General features: G+C 61.1%; 16 protein-coding genes. 13 read left to right on the top strand and 3 right to left on the bottom strand.

The genetic code is table 11. The features are described from left to right. The first annotated feature begins 253 nt into the window (after nt 1-253). The 9 genes from ACYVGC_RS08910 (at nt 254) to ACYVGC_RS08870 (ending at nt 7,673) form a co-directional block, all read left to right on the top strand. Nucleotides 254-880 carry a hypothetical protein gene (locus ACYVGC_RS08910; RefSeq protein ID WP_460583466.1) on the top strand — a complete coding sequence of 209 codons (627 nt, stop codon included), beginning with the start codon at nt 254-256 and terminating at the stop codon, nt 878-880. A gap of 211 nt (nt 881-1,091) precedes the next feature. Beyond that, on the top strand, nt 1,092-2,513 hold the full coding sequence (locus ACYVGC_RS08905) for a vWA domain-containing protein (RefSeq protein ID WP_460583465.1): 1,422 nt from the start codon (nt 1,092-1,094) through the stop codon (nt 2,511-2,513). Nucleotides 2,514-2,576: 63 nt separating this feature from the next. Beyond that, a complete protein-coding gene (locus ACYVGC_RS08900; RefSeq protein WP_460583464.1) occupies nt 2,577-2,852 on the top strand; it encodes a hypothetical protein in 276 nt (91 codons plus the stop codon). Between the two features lie 6 nt (nt 2,853-2,858). Further along, nucleotides 2,859-3,188 carry a type II toxin-antitoxin system RelE/ParE family toxin gene (locus ACYVGC_RS08895; RefSeq protein ID WP_460583463.1) on the top strand — a complete coding sequence of 110 codons (330 nt, stop codon included), beginning with the start codon at nt 2,859-2,861 and terminating at the stop codon, nt 3,186-3,188. 62 nt (nt 3,189-3,250) lie between these two features. Further along, entirely contained in the window at nt 3,251-3,823 is a 573-nt protein-coding gene (locus ACYVGC_RS08890; RefSeq protein ID WP_460583462.1) for an RNA polymerase sigma factor, read from the top strand. A 30-nt stretch (nt 3,824-3,853) separates the two neighbouring features. Continuing rightward, on the top strand, nt 3,854-4,312 hold the full coding sequence (locus tag ACYVGC_RS08885; RefSeq protein ID WP_460583461.1) for a hypothetical protein: 459 nt from the start codon (nt 3,854-3,856) through the stop codon (nt 4,310-4,312). Between the two features lie 19 nt (nt 4,313-4,331). Next, nucleotides 4,332-4,817 carry a hypothetical protein gene (locus ACYVGC_RS08880; protein WP_460583460.1) on the top strand — a complete coding sequence of 162 codons (486 nt, stop codon included), beginning with the start codon at nt 4,332-4,334 and terminating at the stop codon, nt 4,815-4,817. Between the two features lie 40 nt (nt 4,818-4,857). After that, the gene (locus ACYVGC_RS08875; protein ID WP_460583459.1) at nt 4,858-6,039 is read left to right on the top strand and encodes an aspartate aminotransferase family protein; all 1,182 of its coding nucleotides are present in this window, start codon (nt 4,858-4,860) and stop codon (nt 6,037-6,039) included. A gap of 128 nt (nt 6,040-6,167) precedes the next feature. Beyond that, a complete protein-coding gene (locus tag ACYVGC_RS08870) occupies nt 6,168-7,673 on the top strand; it encodes an IS1182 family transposase (protein WP_460583458.1) in 1,506 nt (501 codons plus the stop codon). Between the two features lie 91 nt (nt 7,674-7,764). On the opposite strand, the gene ACYVGC_RS08865 is transcribed toward ACYVGC_RS08870, so the two are convergent. Beyond that, nucleotides 7,765-8,211 carry a tellurite resistance TerB family protein gene (locus tag ACYVGC_RS08865; RefSeq protein WP_460583457.1) on the bottom strand — a complete coding sequence of 149 codons (447 nt, stop codon included), beginning with the start codon at nt 8,209-8,211 and terminating at the stop codon, nt 7,765-7,767. A gap of 223 nt (nt 8,212-8,434) precedes the next feature. Between ACYVGC_RS08865 and pfkA the strand changes: the two genes are divergently transcribed. Beyond that, nucleotides 8,435-9,406, top strand: coding sequence for an ATP-dependent 6-phosphofructokinase (gene pfkA / locus ACYVGC_RS08860; RefSeq protein WP_460583456.1), 972 nt, complete (start codon nt 8,435-8,437; stop codon nt 9,404-9,406). Nucleotides 9,407-9,543: 137 nt separating this feature from the next. Here pfkA and miaA read toward each other — a convergent pair whose 3' ends face one another. Then, complete coding sequence (miaA, locus tag ACYVGC_RS08855) at nt 9,544-10,473, bottom strand: tRNA (adenosine(37)-N6)-dimethylallyltransferase (RefSeq protein ID WP_460583455.1); 930 nt, start codon at nt 10,471-10,473, stop codon at nt 9,544-9,546. Nucleotides 10,474-10,541: 68 nt separating this feature from the next. Then, complete coding sequence (locus ACYVGC_RS08850; RefSeq protein ID WP_460583454.1) at nt 10,542-11,726, bottom strand: glycosyltransferase family protein; 1,185 nt, start codon at nt 11,724-11,726, stop codon at nt 10,542-10,544. Nucleotides 11,727-11,829: 103 nt separating this feature from the next. Here ACYVGC_RS08850 and ACYVGC_RS08845 point away from each other — a divergent pair, with 103 nt between their 5' ends. From ACYVGC_RS08845 to ACYVGC_RS08835, 3 genes are all read left to right on the top strand, one after another. After that, nucleotides 11,830-15,489 (top strand): PAS domain S-box protein, encoded by a 3,660-nt coding sequence (locus ACYVGC_RS08845; protein WP_460583453.1) that lies wholly within the window; start codon nt 11,830-11,832, stop codon nt 15,487-15,489. A gap of 193 nt (nt 15,490-15,682) precedes the next feature. Beyond that, nucleotides 15,683-16,135, top strand: a complete 453-nt coding sequence (locus ACYVGC_RS08840; RefSeq protein WP_460583452.1) for a response regulator — start codon at nt 15,683-15,685, stop codon at nt 16,133-16,135. 97 nt (nt 16,136-16,232) lie between these two features. Next, complete coding sequence (locus tag ACYVGC_RS08835; RefSeq protein WP_460583451.1) at nt 16,233-17,006, top strand: MBL fold metallo-hydrolase; 774 nt, start codon at nt 16,233-16,235, stop codon at nt 17,004-17,006. Nucleotides 17,007-17,259 lie beyond the last annotated feature (253 nt).

Raw genomic sequence — 17,259 nt, 5'->3', positions numbered from 1 at the left:
GCCTACGCATGATGAATAAACTGCCTGCCCGCAAATTAAACCCGCTTTTGCACTGGCTTCAGCCAGTGTGAGGGCGGTTTTTCTATATAAACATTCTCAACGAAAATTTACGCACGAGTCCGCTTATAGGCTAGACACTAGTAGAATCAATCTTGCTTGTTTTCGATATGTTAAGTTTTTCACTAACTCACCAGCGCATAAGCCAAGGTGGCCTTACTTTTGCGGCCGAATCTTACCCTTTCCCATTCACCACATGACGAAGTTCTTTCCTTGGCTGGCCGCTACCCTCCTACTTACCACCGGCTGCGAAAAAGCCCAGAAAGCCCAGGAGGCCTATAGCAATCTCTCGAAGCTCAGCGAGGCCGGCAAGAAGCTGGAGACGACGATGGAGGAAGCCAAGGACCGGCACGCCGAACGCGTGCAAAAGGGCGACACCCTCTCCATGCCCTACAAAGACCTTGAAAATTACCTGCCCGCCGAGGTGAGCGGCTACACCGCCGCCGCACCCAGCGGCCAGTCGATGAAAACGGCCGGCATGGCCTTCTCCTCCGCCGAGCGCACCTTCACCCGCGATACGGCCGAGGTGAAAGTGAGCGTAGTCGACTACAACGGGGCCAACCAGCTCTACCAGGGTGCCTCGGCCATGTTTAGCCTGGGCCTCGAAAGCGAAGACGACGAAAGCCTCACCAAGGAAGCCAAGCTTGACCTGGACGGCGTGAAAGGCTCCGAAACCTTCCACAAAAAAACGGGTGGGGCCGATGTGACGCTGGCCGTGGGCGACCGCTTTCTGGTCACCATTTCGGGCACCAAGCAACCCGACCTGACGCTGGTAGAAAAGGTGGCCAAAAGCATGGACCTGGAAAAGATGACGAAGCTTTAGTCTGACTTTGCAAAACATTGACAAGGAGCTAATCATCAGTTAATTAGATGATTAGCTCCTTGTTGTTTAACTCAGCCATACCCCGCTGCCGGTCGGTCAAAATTAGGGGTCGGCAAGCTGGCACACGCCTGACGCTAAAACCGGGGGCCGGCAGCGCATCACCCCGGCCCAGGCAGCGCCAAAGTTGCGGCCAGCACCGTAAATTTCGCCGATGCTACCCACCCGCCGCTCGCCCATTCGCCACGCCCTGTGCCTGCTGCTGACCCTTACGCTGGGGGTTACTGCCTTGCTGGCCCGCGCCCAGAATGCGCCACCTGAGAAGCCCAAAGTCACGCGCATCCTGTTTCTGCTCGACGCCTCGGGCTCGATGATGGCACCCTGGGAGGGCAAGCCGCGCTGGGAAGTGGCCAAGCGCCTGCTGGCCAAAATGGCCGACTCGCTCAACACCTACCCCAACCTGGAGCTGGGCCTGCGCGTGTATGGCCACCAAAGCCCCAACGCCGAGCAAAACTGCGAAGACTCGCGCCTCGAAGTGCCCTTTGCGCCCAAAAACGCCGCCGCCATCAAGGCGCGGCTCAAAACGCTGAAGGCGCAGGGTAACACGCCCATTACGTACTCGCTGGAACAGTCGGCCAAGGACTTTCCACTCGATAAAACGTCGCGCAACGTGCTGCTGCTCATCACCGACGGCGTGGAGTCGTGCAAGGGCGACCCCTGCGCCGCCTCCATCGCCTTGCAGCGTAAGCGGGTGTTTCTCAAGCCGTTTGTGATTGGCATTGGGGCCGAGAAAGACTTTGGGCGCGCCCTAGAGTGCCTGGGTAAGTACTACAACGCGGCCGAGGTGAAGACCTTCCAAATGGTGCTCAACGACGTGATTGCCCAAACGCTGGCCAAAACCACCGTGGCCGTGAACCTCACCGACGAGGCCGGCCGGCCCGTGGAATCCAACGTGAACATGACGTTTGTGAACAACGTGACCGGGCAGCCCGAGTACAACTACGTACACTACCGCGACACCAAAGGCCAGGCCGACGTGCTCGACATCGACGCCTTGCAGAGCTACGACCTGGTAATCAACACGGTGCCAGCCGTGCGCCAGGCCAACCTGGTTATCCGCGGTGGCAAGGCCAACGTCTTGACGTTTAAGACGCCGCAGGGTACGCTGGTGCTGCAACCGGCCAGCATCACGCCCAACCCCTATGGCGGGGCGGTGCAGGCCGTGGTGCGGGCGCAGGGCAGCGCCGCCACCGGGCTGGCCATGCCCTTCGGCGCGCGCCAGAAAATGCTGGCTGGCAACTACGAGGTGGAGGTGCTCACGCTGCCGCGCACCGTGCAGCGCGTGAGCGTGCGCCAGGGCCAGGCCACCACCGTGAGCTACGCCGTGCCCGGCACCCTCAACATCACCACCGACCTCAAGGGCTTCGGCAGTATCTACAAGCTCAACGACGACGAGTCGCAGACCTGGATTTACAACCTGCCCGAGAGCAGTAGCAAGCTCAACCTGGCCATGCAGCCGGGTGTGTACCGGCTGGTGTTTCGCACCGCCACCAGCACCGGCAGCAAGTTTACCGACGTGCGCAACTTCACCATCCGCTCGGCGCAAACGACCTCGCTGAGCATTTTTGGACGGTAGTGGCACTCGGCGGCTATCTGACGCTGTTTCGTACCTTAGTTTTACTACTTACAGAAATTGGCTATGGAAATTGTGCTTGAGGTACCAGACAAGGATGTAGCCCGCGTGTTGGAATTGGTAAAAGGTATCAAGCGGGTGAAAATCAAATCGCCCAAACCAGCCCCCACGGTAGCTGGCCAGCAGTTTTTAGCCGAGTTGGCCGGGGCAATAGAGGAGGTGAATCGCCATCAGCGTGGCGAAATTGAGTTGCAGTCCTGGGACGAACTATATGCTGAATTGCAGACCGAGCAATACCCGGCTAACAACGCTGGCCAATTGCCCGAGCAATCAGCTGCTTAGTTGAGCATGAGTTTTCAACTTAAAGCCACGCCTGAATTCGGACGCAGCATTAAGCGGCTGACCAAAAGCTACCGCTCACTGCCTCAGGATGTAAATGCGCTGATGCAAGAGTTGCGGGAACACCCACAGACGGGCACATCCATCGGCCGGGGCTGCTACAAAATCCGCTTGGCTGTTGCCAGCAAAGGCCAGGGCAAGAGCGGCGGGGCCCGCGTCATCACCTACGTGCAGGTGGTAGGCGAAACGATTTTTCTGCTAGCTATTTATGACAAGTCGGAGCAGGCCAGTATCAGCGCACAAGAACTAGCAGCGCTGCTAAATGGCTTACCAAGCTAGCCTGCTCATTAAACCCCACCCCTCTTCCAGCGTCCAACCCGCACTCTCGCCCCACCCCGCGTTTGGAAGACTCCGAAATCCTCTTCAAATTCCAAGACCCCGCCAGCCGCAACCTGGCCTTTAACCAACTGATACGCAAGTACCAGCAGAAGGTGTATTGGCACGTGCGCAAGATGGTGGTGGACCACGCCGACGCCGACGACCTCACCCAGGACGTATTTGTGAAGGTGTGGAAGAATCTGGCCAATTTCCGGCAGGATGCGGCCCTTTTCACCTGGATTTACCGCATCGCTACCAACGAGTGCTTGAGCTTTTTGCAAAGCAAACGGCGCAAGTTTTTCCTGCCGCTCAATGACGTGGGGGCCGAGCTGGCCGCCAAAATGGAGGCCGACCCCGCCATTGCGGGCGACGAGATTGAGTTGCGGCTGCAACGCGCCATCCTGCGCCTGCCCGACAAGCAGCGCCTCGTTTTCAACCTGCGTTACTACGACGAAATGCCCTACGAGCAGATGGCCGAAGTTACCGGCACCAGTGTGGGGGCCCTCAAGGCCAGCTACCACCACGCCGCCCGCAAAATCGAGGAATACGTGACTAAGGCCGACAACCTGGCCGCAACTACCGGCGAAGCCGATTAAACCTTGCCGCCGCCCTTGCATCCAACCTACATGAAAACGCCTTTTCGCCTCGATGAGCACCCGCGCCGCGGGTTGCAGCCGCTGAGCAGCCCGCCGGCCGGCTACTTCGAGCAATTGCCCACTCGCATTATGGCCCAGGTGGCTACGCCGGCCCGCCGGCCGCAGCCGCTGGCGTGGCTGTGGGCGGCGCCGGCTTCCTTACGTACGGGCCTGGCTTCCACGCTATTGCTGGGCACGTTTGCGGCCTCCTTGTGGCTGGGCAATGGCCCGACGATGCGCCCTGCTACCACCGCCGCTACCCTCGACGCGGTGCCTCAGCAGCAGCTACTGGAGTATCTCACCAACGGCGAAACCCACGTCGATATGCAGGATTTGGCCGAGCTGCCCGCTTCTCAGCATAGTATTACCAAGCAATACCTCCGCCCCTCCCCCCGCGAATTGACGGAGGCCCTGGACGCCCAACCCACCGAGGAGGCCGGGCTGCTCTGAGTTTCTTATTTGACTAGTTATGAATCGTTTACATATTCTCTTTATCAGTAGCCTGTGTGGCCTGGCGCTAACCGCGAGCCAGCCGGCGCAGGCGCAGGGCCGCGCCCGGCTGGGGCAGCCGGGCGGCCGCATCACGCAGCTCGACAACGCCAAAATTGCCTTCATCACCTCGCGCCTCATCCTGAGCCAGGACCAGGCCCAGCGCTTCTGGCCCACGTATAATGAATTCGTGGCCAAGCGCCGCGAACTCAACCGCTCGGCCCGCCTGCTGCGCCGCGATGCCGACAACCCCGGCTTGAGCGACGCGCAGCTACGCGACAATTTCACCCAGGATTTTGCCATCCGCCAGCAGCAGCTCAATCTGGAGAAGGAATACTTTGACCGCGCCCAGAAAGTGCTGACGCTGCGCCAGCTCGCCCAACTGTACCAGGCCGAGCGTGACTTCACCAAGGAAGTACTCCGGCGCGTGGCGGGCCCCAATGCTGCGCCACCCGCCGGCGACTAGGCCCCACCCCCACCCTGGCTACGGTACCTTTGCGGGCGTTATGCTCACCCCCCGCCAGCTATTTCTGCGCCACCAGGCCCAAACTTCCGAGTTTCCCCTTTTACTGGAAATTGAGCGCGCCGAAGGCGTGTACATGTACACCCCCGAGGGCCGCCCGATTCTGGATTTGATTTCCGGCATCGGCGTCAGCAACGTGGGGCACCGGCACCCGCGCGTTATCCAAGCCATTAAGGACCAGCTAGATAAGTACCTACACCTTATGGTGTATGGCGAGTTGGTGCAGGCCCCGCCCGCCCAGCTGGCCCACGCGCTGGCCGCCACCCTGCCCGCCCCGCTCGACACGGTGTACTTCACCAACTCGGGCACTGAGGCTATTGAGGGGGCGCTCAAGCTAGCCAAGCGCCACACGGGCCGCACGGGCCTGGTTTCCAGCCTCAACGCCTACCACGGCTCCACGCACGGCGCGCTGTCCATCACGGGCTCCGAGGGGTTCAAGAACAGCTACCGGCCGCTGCTGCCGGGCGTGGCGCACCTGCGCTACAACGAGCTGGCCGACTTGCAGTTAATAACCCACGATACGGCCGCCGTGGTGCTCGAAACCGTGCAGGGCGAAGCCGGCGTGCGCCTGCCGCTGCCCGGCTACCTACCGGCGGTGCGCCAGCGCTGCACCGAGGTCGGCGCGCTGCTCATCCTAGACGAGATTCAGTGTGGCTTCGGGCGCACGGGCACGCAGTGGGCCTTCGAGCAATTTGGCGTGGTACCCGATATCTTGGTGTGCGCCAAAGGGATGGGCGGTGGCATGCCCATCGGGGCGTTCATCTCGTCGCCCGAAATCATGGTGGGCTTCCAGACCAACCCCATTCTAGGGCACTGCACCACGTTTGGGGGGCACCCGGTGAGCTGCGCGGCGTCGCTGGCGACGCTCCGGGTTATTCAGGAAGAAAACTTGCTGGCGGGCGTGGCCGCCAAGGCCCAGCGCCTGCGGGCCGGGCTGGTGCACCCCGCCATCCGGGAGGTGCGCAACTGCGGCCTGCTCATGGCCGTGGAGTTCGACTCGTTTGAGGTGCTCAAGCCGATTATTGACCGCGCCCTGGCCGAAGAAGGCGTATTGACCGACTGGTTTCTGTTTTGTGACAACTCGCTACGCATTGCACCGCCCCTCACCATCACGGAGGCTGAGATTGATGCGGCGGTGGCGGGGTTGCTACGGGCTATTGGCTAACCTGCCACACGTCTTGTCCTTGCGAGCGCAACGCAGTGGAGCGCGGCAATCTTTCCTTCGCCGTTGGGGTTACTAGTCCAACGTGGCTGTTGCAGAAGTAGGCGGCTGGCCCGTTGTATCTTAGGTCTATGCAGGGCCACAAGCAGCTCGTCGATAAAGTCGTGCTGCGCTTCCGCTTATCGGAGCGCGTACCAAAACAGAATCTCTACCGGCGGCTAGCTGAGTTACTCGACTGGGACTTTCTCTATCAGCAGACCCAGGCCCTCTACAGCCACACTGGCCAGCCCTCGCTCGACCCCGTGGTGTTCTTTAAGCTGGTGCTCGTGGGCCGGTTGGAAAACATCGCCAGTGACCGCCGCCTGGTCGAGCACTGTGCGCTGCGACTCGACATCCTCTATTTTCTGGGCTACGAGGTGGACGAGGACTTGCCTTGGCACTCGACCATCAGCCGCACCCGCCAGCTGTATCCGGTTACCGTCTTTGAGCACCTCTTTGACCAGGTTTTCGGCCAGTGTGTGGCCGCGGGGCTCGTCGCTGGCGATACGCAAGCGGTGGATTCCGCGCCCGTCAAAGCCAATGCCTCGCTCGATAGCTTACGCGAAAAAGCGCCCGCTGCCCCCCTACGCGTGACCGAGGAAACGGCGGTCCTGCCGGAGCTACCCTCTGCCAAGACGGCGTTGCAGCTGCGGCGTGTCGCAGCGCGCCAAGCTAAACGCCAGGCCCAGCCTGGAGGGCTGGGTGCACACCATGCCAAGGCGCAGTTACTCAGTAATAAAACGCACTACAGTCCCAGCGACCCCGAGGCCCGGATCTCCGTCAAACCCGGCAAAGCGCGGGCGCTGAACTACCTCTGTAGCCTGGCGGTAGACACCGCCACGGGTGTGATTAGCCACATCCAGGCTGATTTGGCCGACAGTCGCGATTGCCTGCACTTACCCGCCCTGGTGCCGCGTCTGCAAGCTCGGCTCAGAGCCCAGGAGTTAACGCTGCGGGATTTCGTGGCCGATACGGGCTACTCCAACGGCTTCAACTACGCCTTTTTAGAGCAGCGGGGTATCACCCCTTGGATTCCCGTTTTTGGCCCTTATAAGCCCACGGTGGAGGGGTTTACCTATGAGCCGGCGGTCGATGCCTACCGCTGCCGGGCCGACAAGCTCCTCCCGTTCCGCTCCTTCCGCACGACCGAGAACGAAACGTGGGTCAAGCAGTATCGCGCCGCCTATAAAGACTGCCAACAGTGCCCGCTCAAAGCAAGCTGTGTGCCACATAGCCAGTTCAAACAGGTGATTCGCTCGGCCTTCGACGCGGCCTATCGCCGGGCGTGGCAGCGGCAACGCACGCGCCAAGGCCAGCATATGCGTCGGGTCCGGCAACGCACGGTCGAACCCGTTTTTGGCAGCCTCCTCCAGCACTACGGCCTGAGACGAGTGAACACGAAGGGCCAAGCAGCAGCTCACAAAACCATGTTGCTCAGCGCGATTGCCTACAACCTAAAGAAACTGCTCAAGCATCAGCCCAAGCGGGTTGTGAGCATGGCCCTAGCCCTCCAGCCAGTCTCGCTACAGCTGATTAAACGCTTTTTCGAGCCCTGTCTGAGCGAGAAACACCTCCTTTTTGAGTACTCGCTCAATTGAGTGGTACTGAAGCTGAGTTCTGCAACAGCCACCAACGATTAAGAAAAGATTGCCGCGCTCCACTACGTTGTGCTCGCAAGGACAAACGGTTTTAGCGCTGCGGCAACGCGTTGTAATTCAAGAAGCTAAGGCTTTCCTCCTTGATGCGCTCGCGAGGCACAGCGTCTTTCACGCCTTGCGAAATCTTGCGAACGAGCACGCCCACAATGGCTTTACGGAAGCCCAGCTTCTCGGCCATCATAATGCAGAAGTCCATCTCGGTTTCATCCACGATGCCATCGGCGAGCATCATATCCACGAGGTCAAAAATCTGGTCGAAGCGCTCGGAGTCGTTGCCGGGCAGGTCGGCCAGGCAGTTGGTTTGGCCATCCACGAGCTTGCGTACCTCGCCGGCCGACACGCCGTTTTTCTTACCCACCGTGATGATAAAGTTCATCTCACGGTCGTCTACGTGGCCGTCGGCTTTGGCCAGGGCAGCGAGGTTACACAGGTGGCCTTTTATTTTTTTGGCCTGCTCATTTTCGAAAAAACCAAACATAGGAGTGCGGGTTGAGGGTGGGCGGTGAGATAGCGAAAAGTAGGCATGAAACGCCTAATAACCAAGCTTCTGCTACGCAATTACTACTACTTGTACGTAACTACAACAAAAATGTCGGGCTTAAATTGCCGAGCTGCGTTCGGCAAGTGCGTTCGCCTTACGACCTTTGCGGGCTTACGGCCAATCCTGGGTTGGCACCGGGCGCTTTAGCGGACTTTTGACCATGAAGAGAATTGGAGTTTTTACCAGTGGGGGCGATGCCCCCGGCATGAATGCGTGCCTGCGGGCCGTAGTGCGGGCGGGCGTGTACCACGGCATTGAGGTCTATGGCATTATGCGGGGCTACAGCGGCATGATAAAGGGCGAGTTTGTGCGCATGGATTCGGCTTCGGTGTCGAACACGGTGCAGCGCGGCGGCACGATTCTAAAATCGGCCCGCTCGCAGAAGTTTATGACCAAGGAAGGCCGGCAAGAGGCCTTCGACCAGCTTGTGAACCACGGCATTGAGGGCCTAGTAGCCATTGGCGGCAACGGCACGTTTACGGGCGCCAGCATCTTCGAGAAGGAGTTTGGCATTCCGACAGTGGGCGCGCCGGGCACGATTGACAACGACCTTTACGGCACCGACTACACCATCGGCTACGACACGGCGGTGAACACGGCGCTGGAGGCCATCGACAAGATTCGGGACACGGCCGACTCGCACGACCGCTGCTTTTTTGTGGAAGTGATGGGCCGCGACTCGGGCTACATCGCCATTCCGTGCGCCATCGGCGGCGGGGCCGAAATCGTGATGGTACCCGAAACGGCCATGAGCGTGGAAGCCGTAATCGAAACATTACAAGACAGTTACAAGCGTCACAAGACTTCCTTTATCGTTATCGTGGCCGAGGGCGAAGAGGAAGGCAACGTGCACCAGGTGGCCAAGCGAGTGAAGGAAGCCATTCCGCAGCTCGACACCCGCGTGACCATTGTGGGCCACATTCAGCGCGGCGGCTCGCCCACGGCTTCCGACCGCCTGCTGGCCTCGCAGCTCGGCATCGCCGCCGTAGAAGGCCTGCTCAACGGCATGAAAAACGTGATGGCCGGCATCGTGGACCGCAAGCTCATGTACACGCCTTTTGAGGATACCATCAACAAGCGCAAGGTGATAAACCAGAGCTTCATGCGGATGGTGGAGATTCTGAGCGTGTAGGTTCGTTAGTAGGAAATAGGATAAAAAGAACGTCATGCTGAGCTTGCCGAAGCATCTCTACCACGCCGATAGGGTTAGTAATCCTCACGGCGCGAGCGAGATGCTTCGGCAAGCTCAGCATGACGTTCTTTTTTATCCTATTCCCCCAACTCCACCCACTGGTACGCCGCGTCGCGCCTGAGCCAGGTGAGCTGGTGCTTGGCGTAGCGGCGCGTGTTGCGCTGGAGCAGGCGCACGGCCTCGGCGTAGTCGTAGCTGCCGTCGAGGTAACCGAATAGCTCCTGGTAGCCCACCGTTTGCAGCGCTTGGTGGTGGCGGAAGGGCAGTAAGCCTTCCACCTCGGCGACCAGGCCCGCGTCGAGCATCTGGATAACCCGCTGGTCAATACGCTGATATAGTTCTTCGCGCGGGCGCGTGAGGGCTGCTTTTACTACCCGCCAGGGCCGGGCGGCGGCCGTAGCTTCCACCGCCGCCGGCCCTCGGTGGAAGCTGGAAAACGGCTGGCCGGTGCCCCGCGTTACTTCCAGGGCGCGCAGCACGCGCTGGGGGTTTTGCAGGTCGAGGCGGACGTGGGCGATGGGGTCGGTTTGGGCCAGCTCGGCCACCAGGGCGGGCAGGCCCAGGGTGCTGAGCTCCTGTTGCAGCTGCTGGCGCACGGCGGGCGGCACGGCGGGCAGGTCGTCGAGGCCATCGGTGAGCGCCTGCAAATACAATCCCGAGCCGCCCGTAGCCACTACCACGTTGTGTTGCTGAAATAACTCGGCCAGCTTGGTTTCGGCCTCAGTAGCGAAGCGGCCGGCGTTGTAATTTTCGGTAATGCTATGGGAATCAACAAAATGGTGCGGCACGTCCTGCATTTCGGCGGGCGTGGGCTTGGCCGTGCCAATGCTCATTTCGCGGAAAAACTGGCGCGAGTCGGTTGAAATAATTTCGGTGGCGAGTTGCTGCGCCAGCGCCACGGTGAGGGCCGTTTTGCCCACGGCTGTGGGGCCAGCCACGGCCAGCAGTACGGGGCGCGGATCGGCGGCAGTGAGCGCTAGCTGGGCGATAATTTCGGGCGGGAGCATAGGATGTGCGGTAAGCTTCAGCTTGCCGTAAGAATTTAGCGGGAAACGATACGCCGGCAAGCTAAAGCTTACCGCACATTGAGGAGGTCATCATACAGTTGCACCAGGGTCTTTTCCTCCTGCTGCCAGCTCCACTCGGCGCGGGCGCGGCGGCAGTTGGCAGCCAGGCGGTGGTAGTGCGGGCCGGGCTGGCCGCCGGGCAGCAGGCGGGCCAGCGCCGCGGCCAGCGTGGCGGGGCGCAGGTCGGGCACCAGCTCGGCCACCTCGTGCTGCGCGTTGAGGGCGCGGTACTCCGGGAAGTCGATGCAGAGCTGCGGAATACCGGCCTGCACGTAGTCGAAGAACTTGTTGGCCAGCGAGTAATAATAACTCAACCCCGTGTTTTCGAGCAGCATGATGCCCACCGTAGCCTGCACCGTGAGCACCTGTAAGTCGGCGGGCAGCACATAGCCCCGAAACTCGACCTGACCAGCTGGATATGCACCAACGGCCAGCAGCCCCAGCCGGGCGGCCTGCTGGCGCAGGGCCGCCGAGCAGTCGCCTTCCCCACAAATAACGAGGCGCGCCTGCACCTGGGGCAGCGCGGCGAGCAATTCGGCCAGGCCCCGGCCTACGTTGAGCGCGCCCTGGTAAAGCAGGATTGGGGCTTGGTTACTGGTGCTTAAGATCTGGTTCTTAGTGCCCGGCAATTGCTCATTGCTCACTGTTAATTGCTCATTATCAACTGGCACGTTGCGCACCACGGCAAACGGGCAGCCGGGGTGGCGCTGCGCAAAGAGCCGGGCCAGCGCCGGGCCCACCGTGTAGCGCAGCTGGGCGCGGGGCACCACGAAGTTTTCGACCCACTGCCAGGCGCGCTGCACGCGGGGCCGCGCCACTACCTCGGGCACCTCGGTAAATAGCTCGTGGGCATCGTACACGAAGGGCTGGCCCCCTAGCCGGGCGCGCAGCCAGGTGGGCAGCGCGGCATCGAGGTCGGCGCAGGCCCAGGCGGCGGCGCGCTGGCCCAGCAGGTAAAGCAGCAGCCGGAGGTTGTATTCGAGGTAAAACAGCTTGCCGTGCTGAAACCAGCCCCGCAGCCGGTGCTGGGCGTAGGGCTGCGGGGCCAGCGGCACCGAGGCGGGGCGCTGCCAGCCCACCAGCAGCACCTCGTAGCCCGCCCGCGCCAGGCTGCCACAAATGCGCTGCATCCGCTGGTCGTAGCTGAGGTCGGTGGTGACGGCAAAAACCAGCCGGGCAGGAGTTATTGGCACGAAATAGGCGGAACGGCGGAGCCGCCGTAAATTCAACCCAAAACTAAGTCCGCCGCCGGCCCGGCCACCCGCCCGGTTAGCCTGGCACGCTTGTTCATTATCTATGCTAGCTCAATCTTCGGAGCCACTGTTACCAGCTACTGCGCTCATGCTCGACCAGTTGCAGCTCGCCTACATCGTGCTCGACTGCCAGGGTATTTTCACCGACGTCAACGAAACGTTTCAGGGCATTAGTGGCTACAGCCGGGCCGAGCTGCTGGGCCAGCACTACCATCAGCTGCTGGCCCCGCCCGACCGGCAGGCCGCGCGCGTAGCGCGGCTAGGGCGCATTTTGGGTGGCACGGAGGTTGGTCCCACGCACTACGAGTCGGAAATCAGCACCAAGGAGGGCGAAATCCTGACCATGCAGTGGCAGGCCAACTTGCTACGCAACGAGCAAGGCAACATAGTGGGCATGTGGGGCGCGGGCTACCAGCTCACCGGCGGGCTGGCGGCGGGCAAGCCCATGCCGGCGCTGCCGGAACCCACCTACCTACGCGAGTTTTTCGACAGTTCGCACGACCTTATTCTGCACCTGAGCGCCACCAACGTATTGCTGTTTGTGAACCGGGCCGGGCAGGAAAAGCTGGGCTACACCGAGGCCGAGCTGCTGGGCCGCCCCCTCACCGACGTGGTGCACCCCTACTACCGCGCCAAGCTGCTCTACCAGCTGCGCCGCCTCTACGAGGGCCAAGCGCTCAACAAGCTCGAAACCGTGCTGCTGACCAAGTCGGGCCGGCCGGTGCACCTTATTGGTTCGGTGAGCAGCGAGCAGGCGGCGGGCCGCCTGCCCAGCGCCCGCGCCGTGCTGCACGATATTACCGACCGCATAAAGGCCGAGCGGCTGCAAAAGGTGTACTACAGCATTGCCAACCTGGCGGTGTCGGCCCACGACTTGCCGGCCCTCTACGGGGCCATTCACCGCGAGCTGGGCAAGGTTATCGAAACCGATAACATCTTCATCGCCCTCTGTGACGACGACCGCACGCAGCTCCAGTTTGTGTACTACGTTGACCAGCACGCCTACTTTGAGCAGGGTGGCGGCCGGCCGTTTTCGCTGGGCATCACCGAGTACGTGATTGAGCAGGGCCAGCCCTTGTTCTTCACCCAGGCCGACCTGCTGCGCCTGATGCGCAGCGGCGAAATGACGGCCTTCGGGCGGCTGCCGGCCGTGCTGCTGGCCTCGCCCCTGAGCGTGGGCGACCGCACCATTGGCGTGCTCACGGTGCAAGAATACGAGCGCGCCGACCTCTACACGCCCGGCGACCTCGACATTCTGCACTTTATTTCGGGGCAGGTAGCACTGGCCATCGACCGCAAGCGGCAGGAAGAGCACGTGGCCCGCCAGAATGCGCGCCTCAACGCCATTTTTGAGAGCGGCGACAACCTGATGTGGAACGTGGACCGCCAGGGCGTGCTGGTTTCGTTCAACCGCAACTACGCCGATTTTTACCAGCTGCGCAATGGCGTGCTGCCCATGCAGGGCCAGAGCGTGTTTGAGAATGACATTGCGCTGAGCGACAAGGAGATGCGCAAGCTGTTCAAAAACAGCTACTTAGCAGCGGCCCAGGGCATCACGCAGCAGTTGGAGGTGCAGTTGCGGATGGCCAAGGCCCCCAGCATCTGGCTGAGTATTAACATGGCACCGGTGTACTTGTCAGACGGCTCTTTTGAGGAGATTTCGGGCCAGGCTCAGGACATTACGGCCAGCAAAAACTCGCAGCTGGCGCTGGCCGCGCAGGAGGAGAAGTTTCGCTCCATCTTCGAATCGTTTCAGGACATTTACTACCGCACCGACCGCGAGGGCCGCTTCACTATTCTGAGCCCCTCGGTGCGCGACGTGATGGGCTACAACCCCCTGGAGGCCCTCAGTTACCACGTGGAGGACTTTTACTGGCAGCCCGGGCAGCACCAGGTATTGCTGCGCACCCTGCGCGAGCACGGCGAGCTGCGCAACTTCGAAACCCAGCTGCGCCACCAAAACAACTACCCCGTGAGCGTGCTCGTGAACGCCCGCCGCACCGAGTTTGGCACCGAAGGCATTGCGCGCGACATCACCGAAATCCGCCGTATTCAGGACGACCTGCGCCTGGCCAAGGAGGAGGCCGAAGCCGCCTCAGCCGCCAAAACGCAGTTTTTGGCCAATATGAGCCACGAGCTGCGCACGCCCATGAACGGCATCATCGGCATGATTGACTTGCTGGGCCAAACCAAGCTCGACGGCGAGCAGGCCGACTACGTGGATACGCTGGGCACCAGCACCGAGTCGCTGATGACCATCCTGAACGACATCCTGGACCTGTCCAAGATTCAGGCGGGCAAGATGCGCCTCAACGAGGCGCCCCTGGAATTAAGTCCACTGCTTGACCTCCTGATGGCCCAGTTTAAACACCGGACCACCCAAAAAAACCTGCGCTTTACGTGCATGCTGGCCCCCGACACGCCCGCCATCGTTATCACCGACGAGACGCGCCTGCTCCAAATTCTTACCAACCTCATTGCCAACGCCATCAAGTTCACGTCGCAGGGTGCGGTGAGCGTGGTAGTGTCATCCACGCCGGCCGAGGAGGACTTTTACACCCTGCGCTTTGCCGTGCAGGACTCCGGCATTGGCATTTCGGCCACCGATGCGGCCCGGCTGTTCACCAGCTTCACGCAGCTCGACACCACCCCCAGCAAAGCCTACGGGGGTACGGGGCTGGGCCTGGCCATCAGCAAGGAGCTGGCCGAGCTGCTGGGCGGCACCATCGGGGTGCTGTCGGACACGGGGGAGGGCAGTATTTTTTGGTTTACCATTCGCTGCCAGGTGCCCGCACCGGCCCTCACCCCTGTGCCAGCTGCCTTACCCACGCCGGCCTCGCTTGCCCTGCCCACGCCGGCCCCACTTGCCCTACCCACGCCCGCGCCAATAGCCATTCCTATGTCCGCCGCCCCCCCCGCTATGCCTGCCAGTACCGAGCCCCTCGGGCCGGGGCCCCGCATTCTGCTGGTCGATGACAATGCCATCAACCAAAAGGTAGCCGCGCGCTTGCTGGGCAAGCTCCATTACCAGGTTGATATTGCCAGCGACGGCTACGAGGCCATTGCCCGCGCTACCGCGGCCGGTGCCGACTACCAGCTGATTTTGATGGATATCCAGATGCCCCGCCTCGACGGCATTGCCGCTACCCACGCCATCAAGAAACAGCTGGGCGCGGCCAGCCCGCCCATTGTGGCCATGACGGCCTACTCCATGCCCGACGATGCGGCTCGCTTTGTGGAGGCCGGCCTCGACGACTACCTAGCCAAGCCCGTGCGGCAACAGCAGCTAGCCGACATCCTCGCCCGCTGGATAACCACGCCGGCGGCCTCGCCCGCCCCGCCTACGCCGGCCCCGGTGGCACCCATGCTCATCGACCCCGATGTGCTGGCGCACCTGCTCGATTTGGGGGGCATCGACTTTGCCAATGAGCTGTACGTCGAGTTTGTGGAAGAAGCCTCCGCTATTCTGGAGCAAGCCACCATCCAGTGGCAAGCGGCCAACCTCGAGGGATTGCAGCCCCTGCTGCACCAGCTCAAAGGCACGGCCGGCACGCTGGGGCTCACGCAGCTAGCCGCGCAAGCATTAGCACTAGAGAAAGCCGTTAAGAATCAAGATAACACTGCGTTGCAACTCGGCATCCCCGAGCTAAATCGGTTGTTTGAACATTTTATTGCGCATTATCCCGCCCAGCTCACCGCCTAGCCGGGGCAGCCCGCAGCTTTGGCAGGGAGCCAGGCAGAATAATAATTTCTTGTAATGATACCAATTAGCAGCTAATTTAGCATCAATTCTTTCATTATCAATTACTTAATTAGAGAGCTATCGCAGCAAACCAGGCAATAGCAGCCGCGCACTACGTTCTTTTTAGTTGGCATTACGTTACGTTTAGTGTTTATTGTCCCTATTCCATTATACCCTTTCCACGCTCACCCCCTTACCCACCTTCTACATGGCTCCCAGCGCTACCCCCAAAACCATCCTCATTGCTGAAGATAGCGGCGTCATTCAGGCCATCACCCGTAAAATTCTGGAGCAGCAGAAGTACCGCATCCTCATTGCCAAAAATGGCGGCGAAGTACTGCGCCTACTCGAAGCCCAGCTCGAAAGCCAGCCCGTTGATGGCGTGCTGATGGACATCAATATTCCCGTGCGCAACGGCCTGGACTGCACCCGCGACATTCGGGCCCACGCCGACCCGCGCATTCAGGGGCTGCCCGTTATCGCCATCACCGGCAACGCCAACAACTACTCCATGGAGCAGTTTCACGAGGCGGGCATCACCGATTACCTCCCCAAGCCCCTGGATTTTGATGCCCTCGTGCGCATGGTGCGCCAGCACATGGGCTAGGGCACGTAGCCGCAACCACTAGCGGTTGGCGGGCTGGCCGCTCCTTTTGCTGCACCAACGCTGCCAGCCAACCGCTAGTGGCTAAATGCCTCTCTATATGAAACTTACCTTCCTGGGCACGGGTACCTCCTCGGGCGTGCCAATGATTGGCTGCACCTGCCCGGTGTGCCGCTCGCTCGACTACCGCGACCAGCGCCTGCGGGTGTCGGTACACCTAGCGGTGGAAGGCCGCAGCCTCGTTATCGATACGGGCCCCGATTTTCGGCAGCAGATGCTGCGCGCCAACATCGACCACCTCGACGGCATCCTGTTCACCCACGAGCACAAGGACCACACGGCGGGCCTCGACGATGTGCGGCCCTTCAACTTCCGGCAGCAGCAGGAATTGCCCATCTTTGCCGAGCCCCGCGTGCTGGAGCAGCTCAAGCGCGAGTTTGCCTATGTGTTTGCCGAGCACAAGTACCCCGGCGTGCCCCAGCTGAGCGTGCACCCCATCCTCAGCGACGAGCAGACCTTCGATGTGCTGGGGCTGGCTGTGCAGCCGCTGCGCGCCCAGCACCACAAACTGCCGGTGCTAGGCTTCCGGCTCGGCGGTCTGGCCTATATCACGGATGCTAATCATGTATCTGATAGCACATTATACCAAATGCGTGGGGCCGATACCGTCGTGCTCAATGCCCTGCGCCACGAGCCGCACGTGTCGCATTTTACCCTCAGCGAGGCCGTGGCCATCTTAGAAGAATTGCGGCCGCGCCGCGCCTATCTCACCCACATCAGCCACCAGCTGGGCCGCCACCGCGAGGTAGAAGCCCAGTTGCCGCCCTGGATTAGGCTGGCGTATGATGGGCTGGCGGTGGAAATACCCAGCTAGCGGCCTTTAGCACTGATTGACAAGTACATGCAGATTAACCTTCTTTATCTGCGGCTAACGGAGGACTGGCGCTCGCCACTAGCCCCGGCCGAGGTATTGCTGCGGGTGCAGCAGGTTACGGCGCCGTCGTTCGCACTAGGCCGGCCGGTTCCCCGCGAGCCAGCGCCGTTGTTTCAGGGTTGGACTAAGACTGACTCATTCAGAATCAGCTTATTCCATGAGTTTTCCTCTGGGTTATTCGTTGGAGTCCGGC

The organism is Hymenobacter arcticus (genome assembly GCF_054779975.1).
This window is presented reverse-complemented; position numbering and strand designations above follow the sequence as displayed.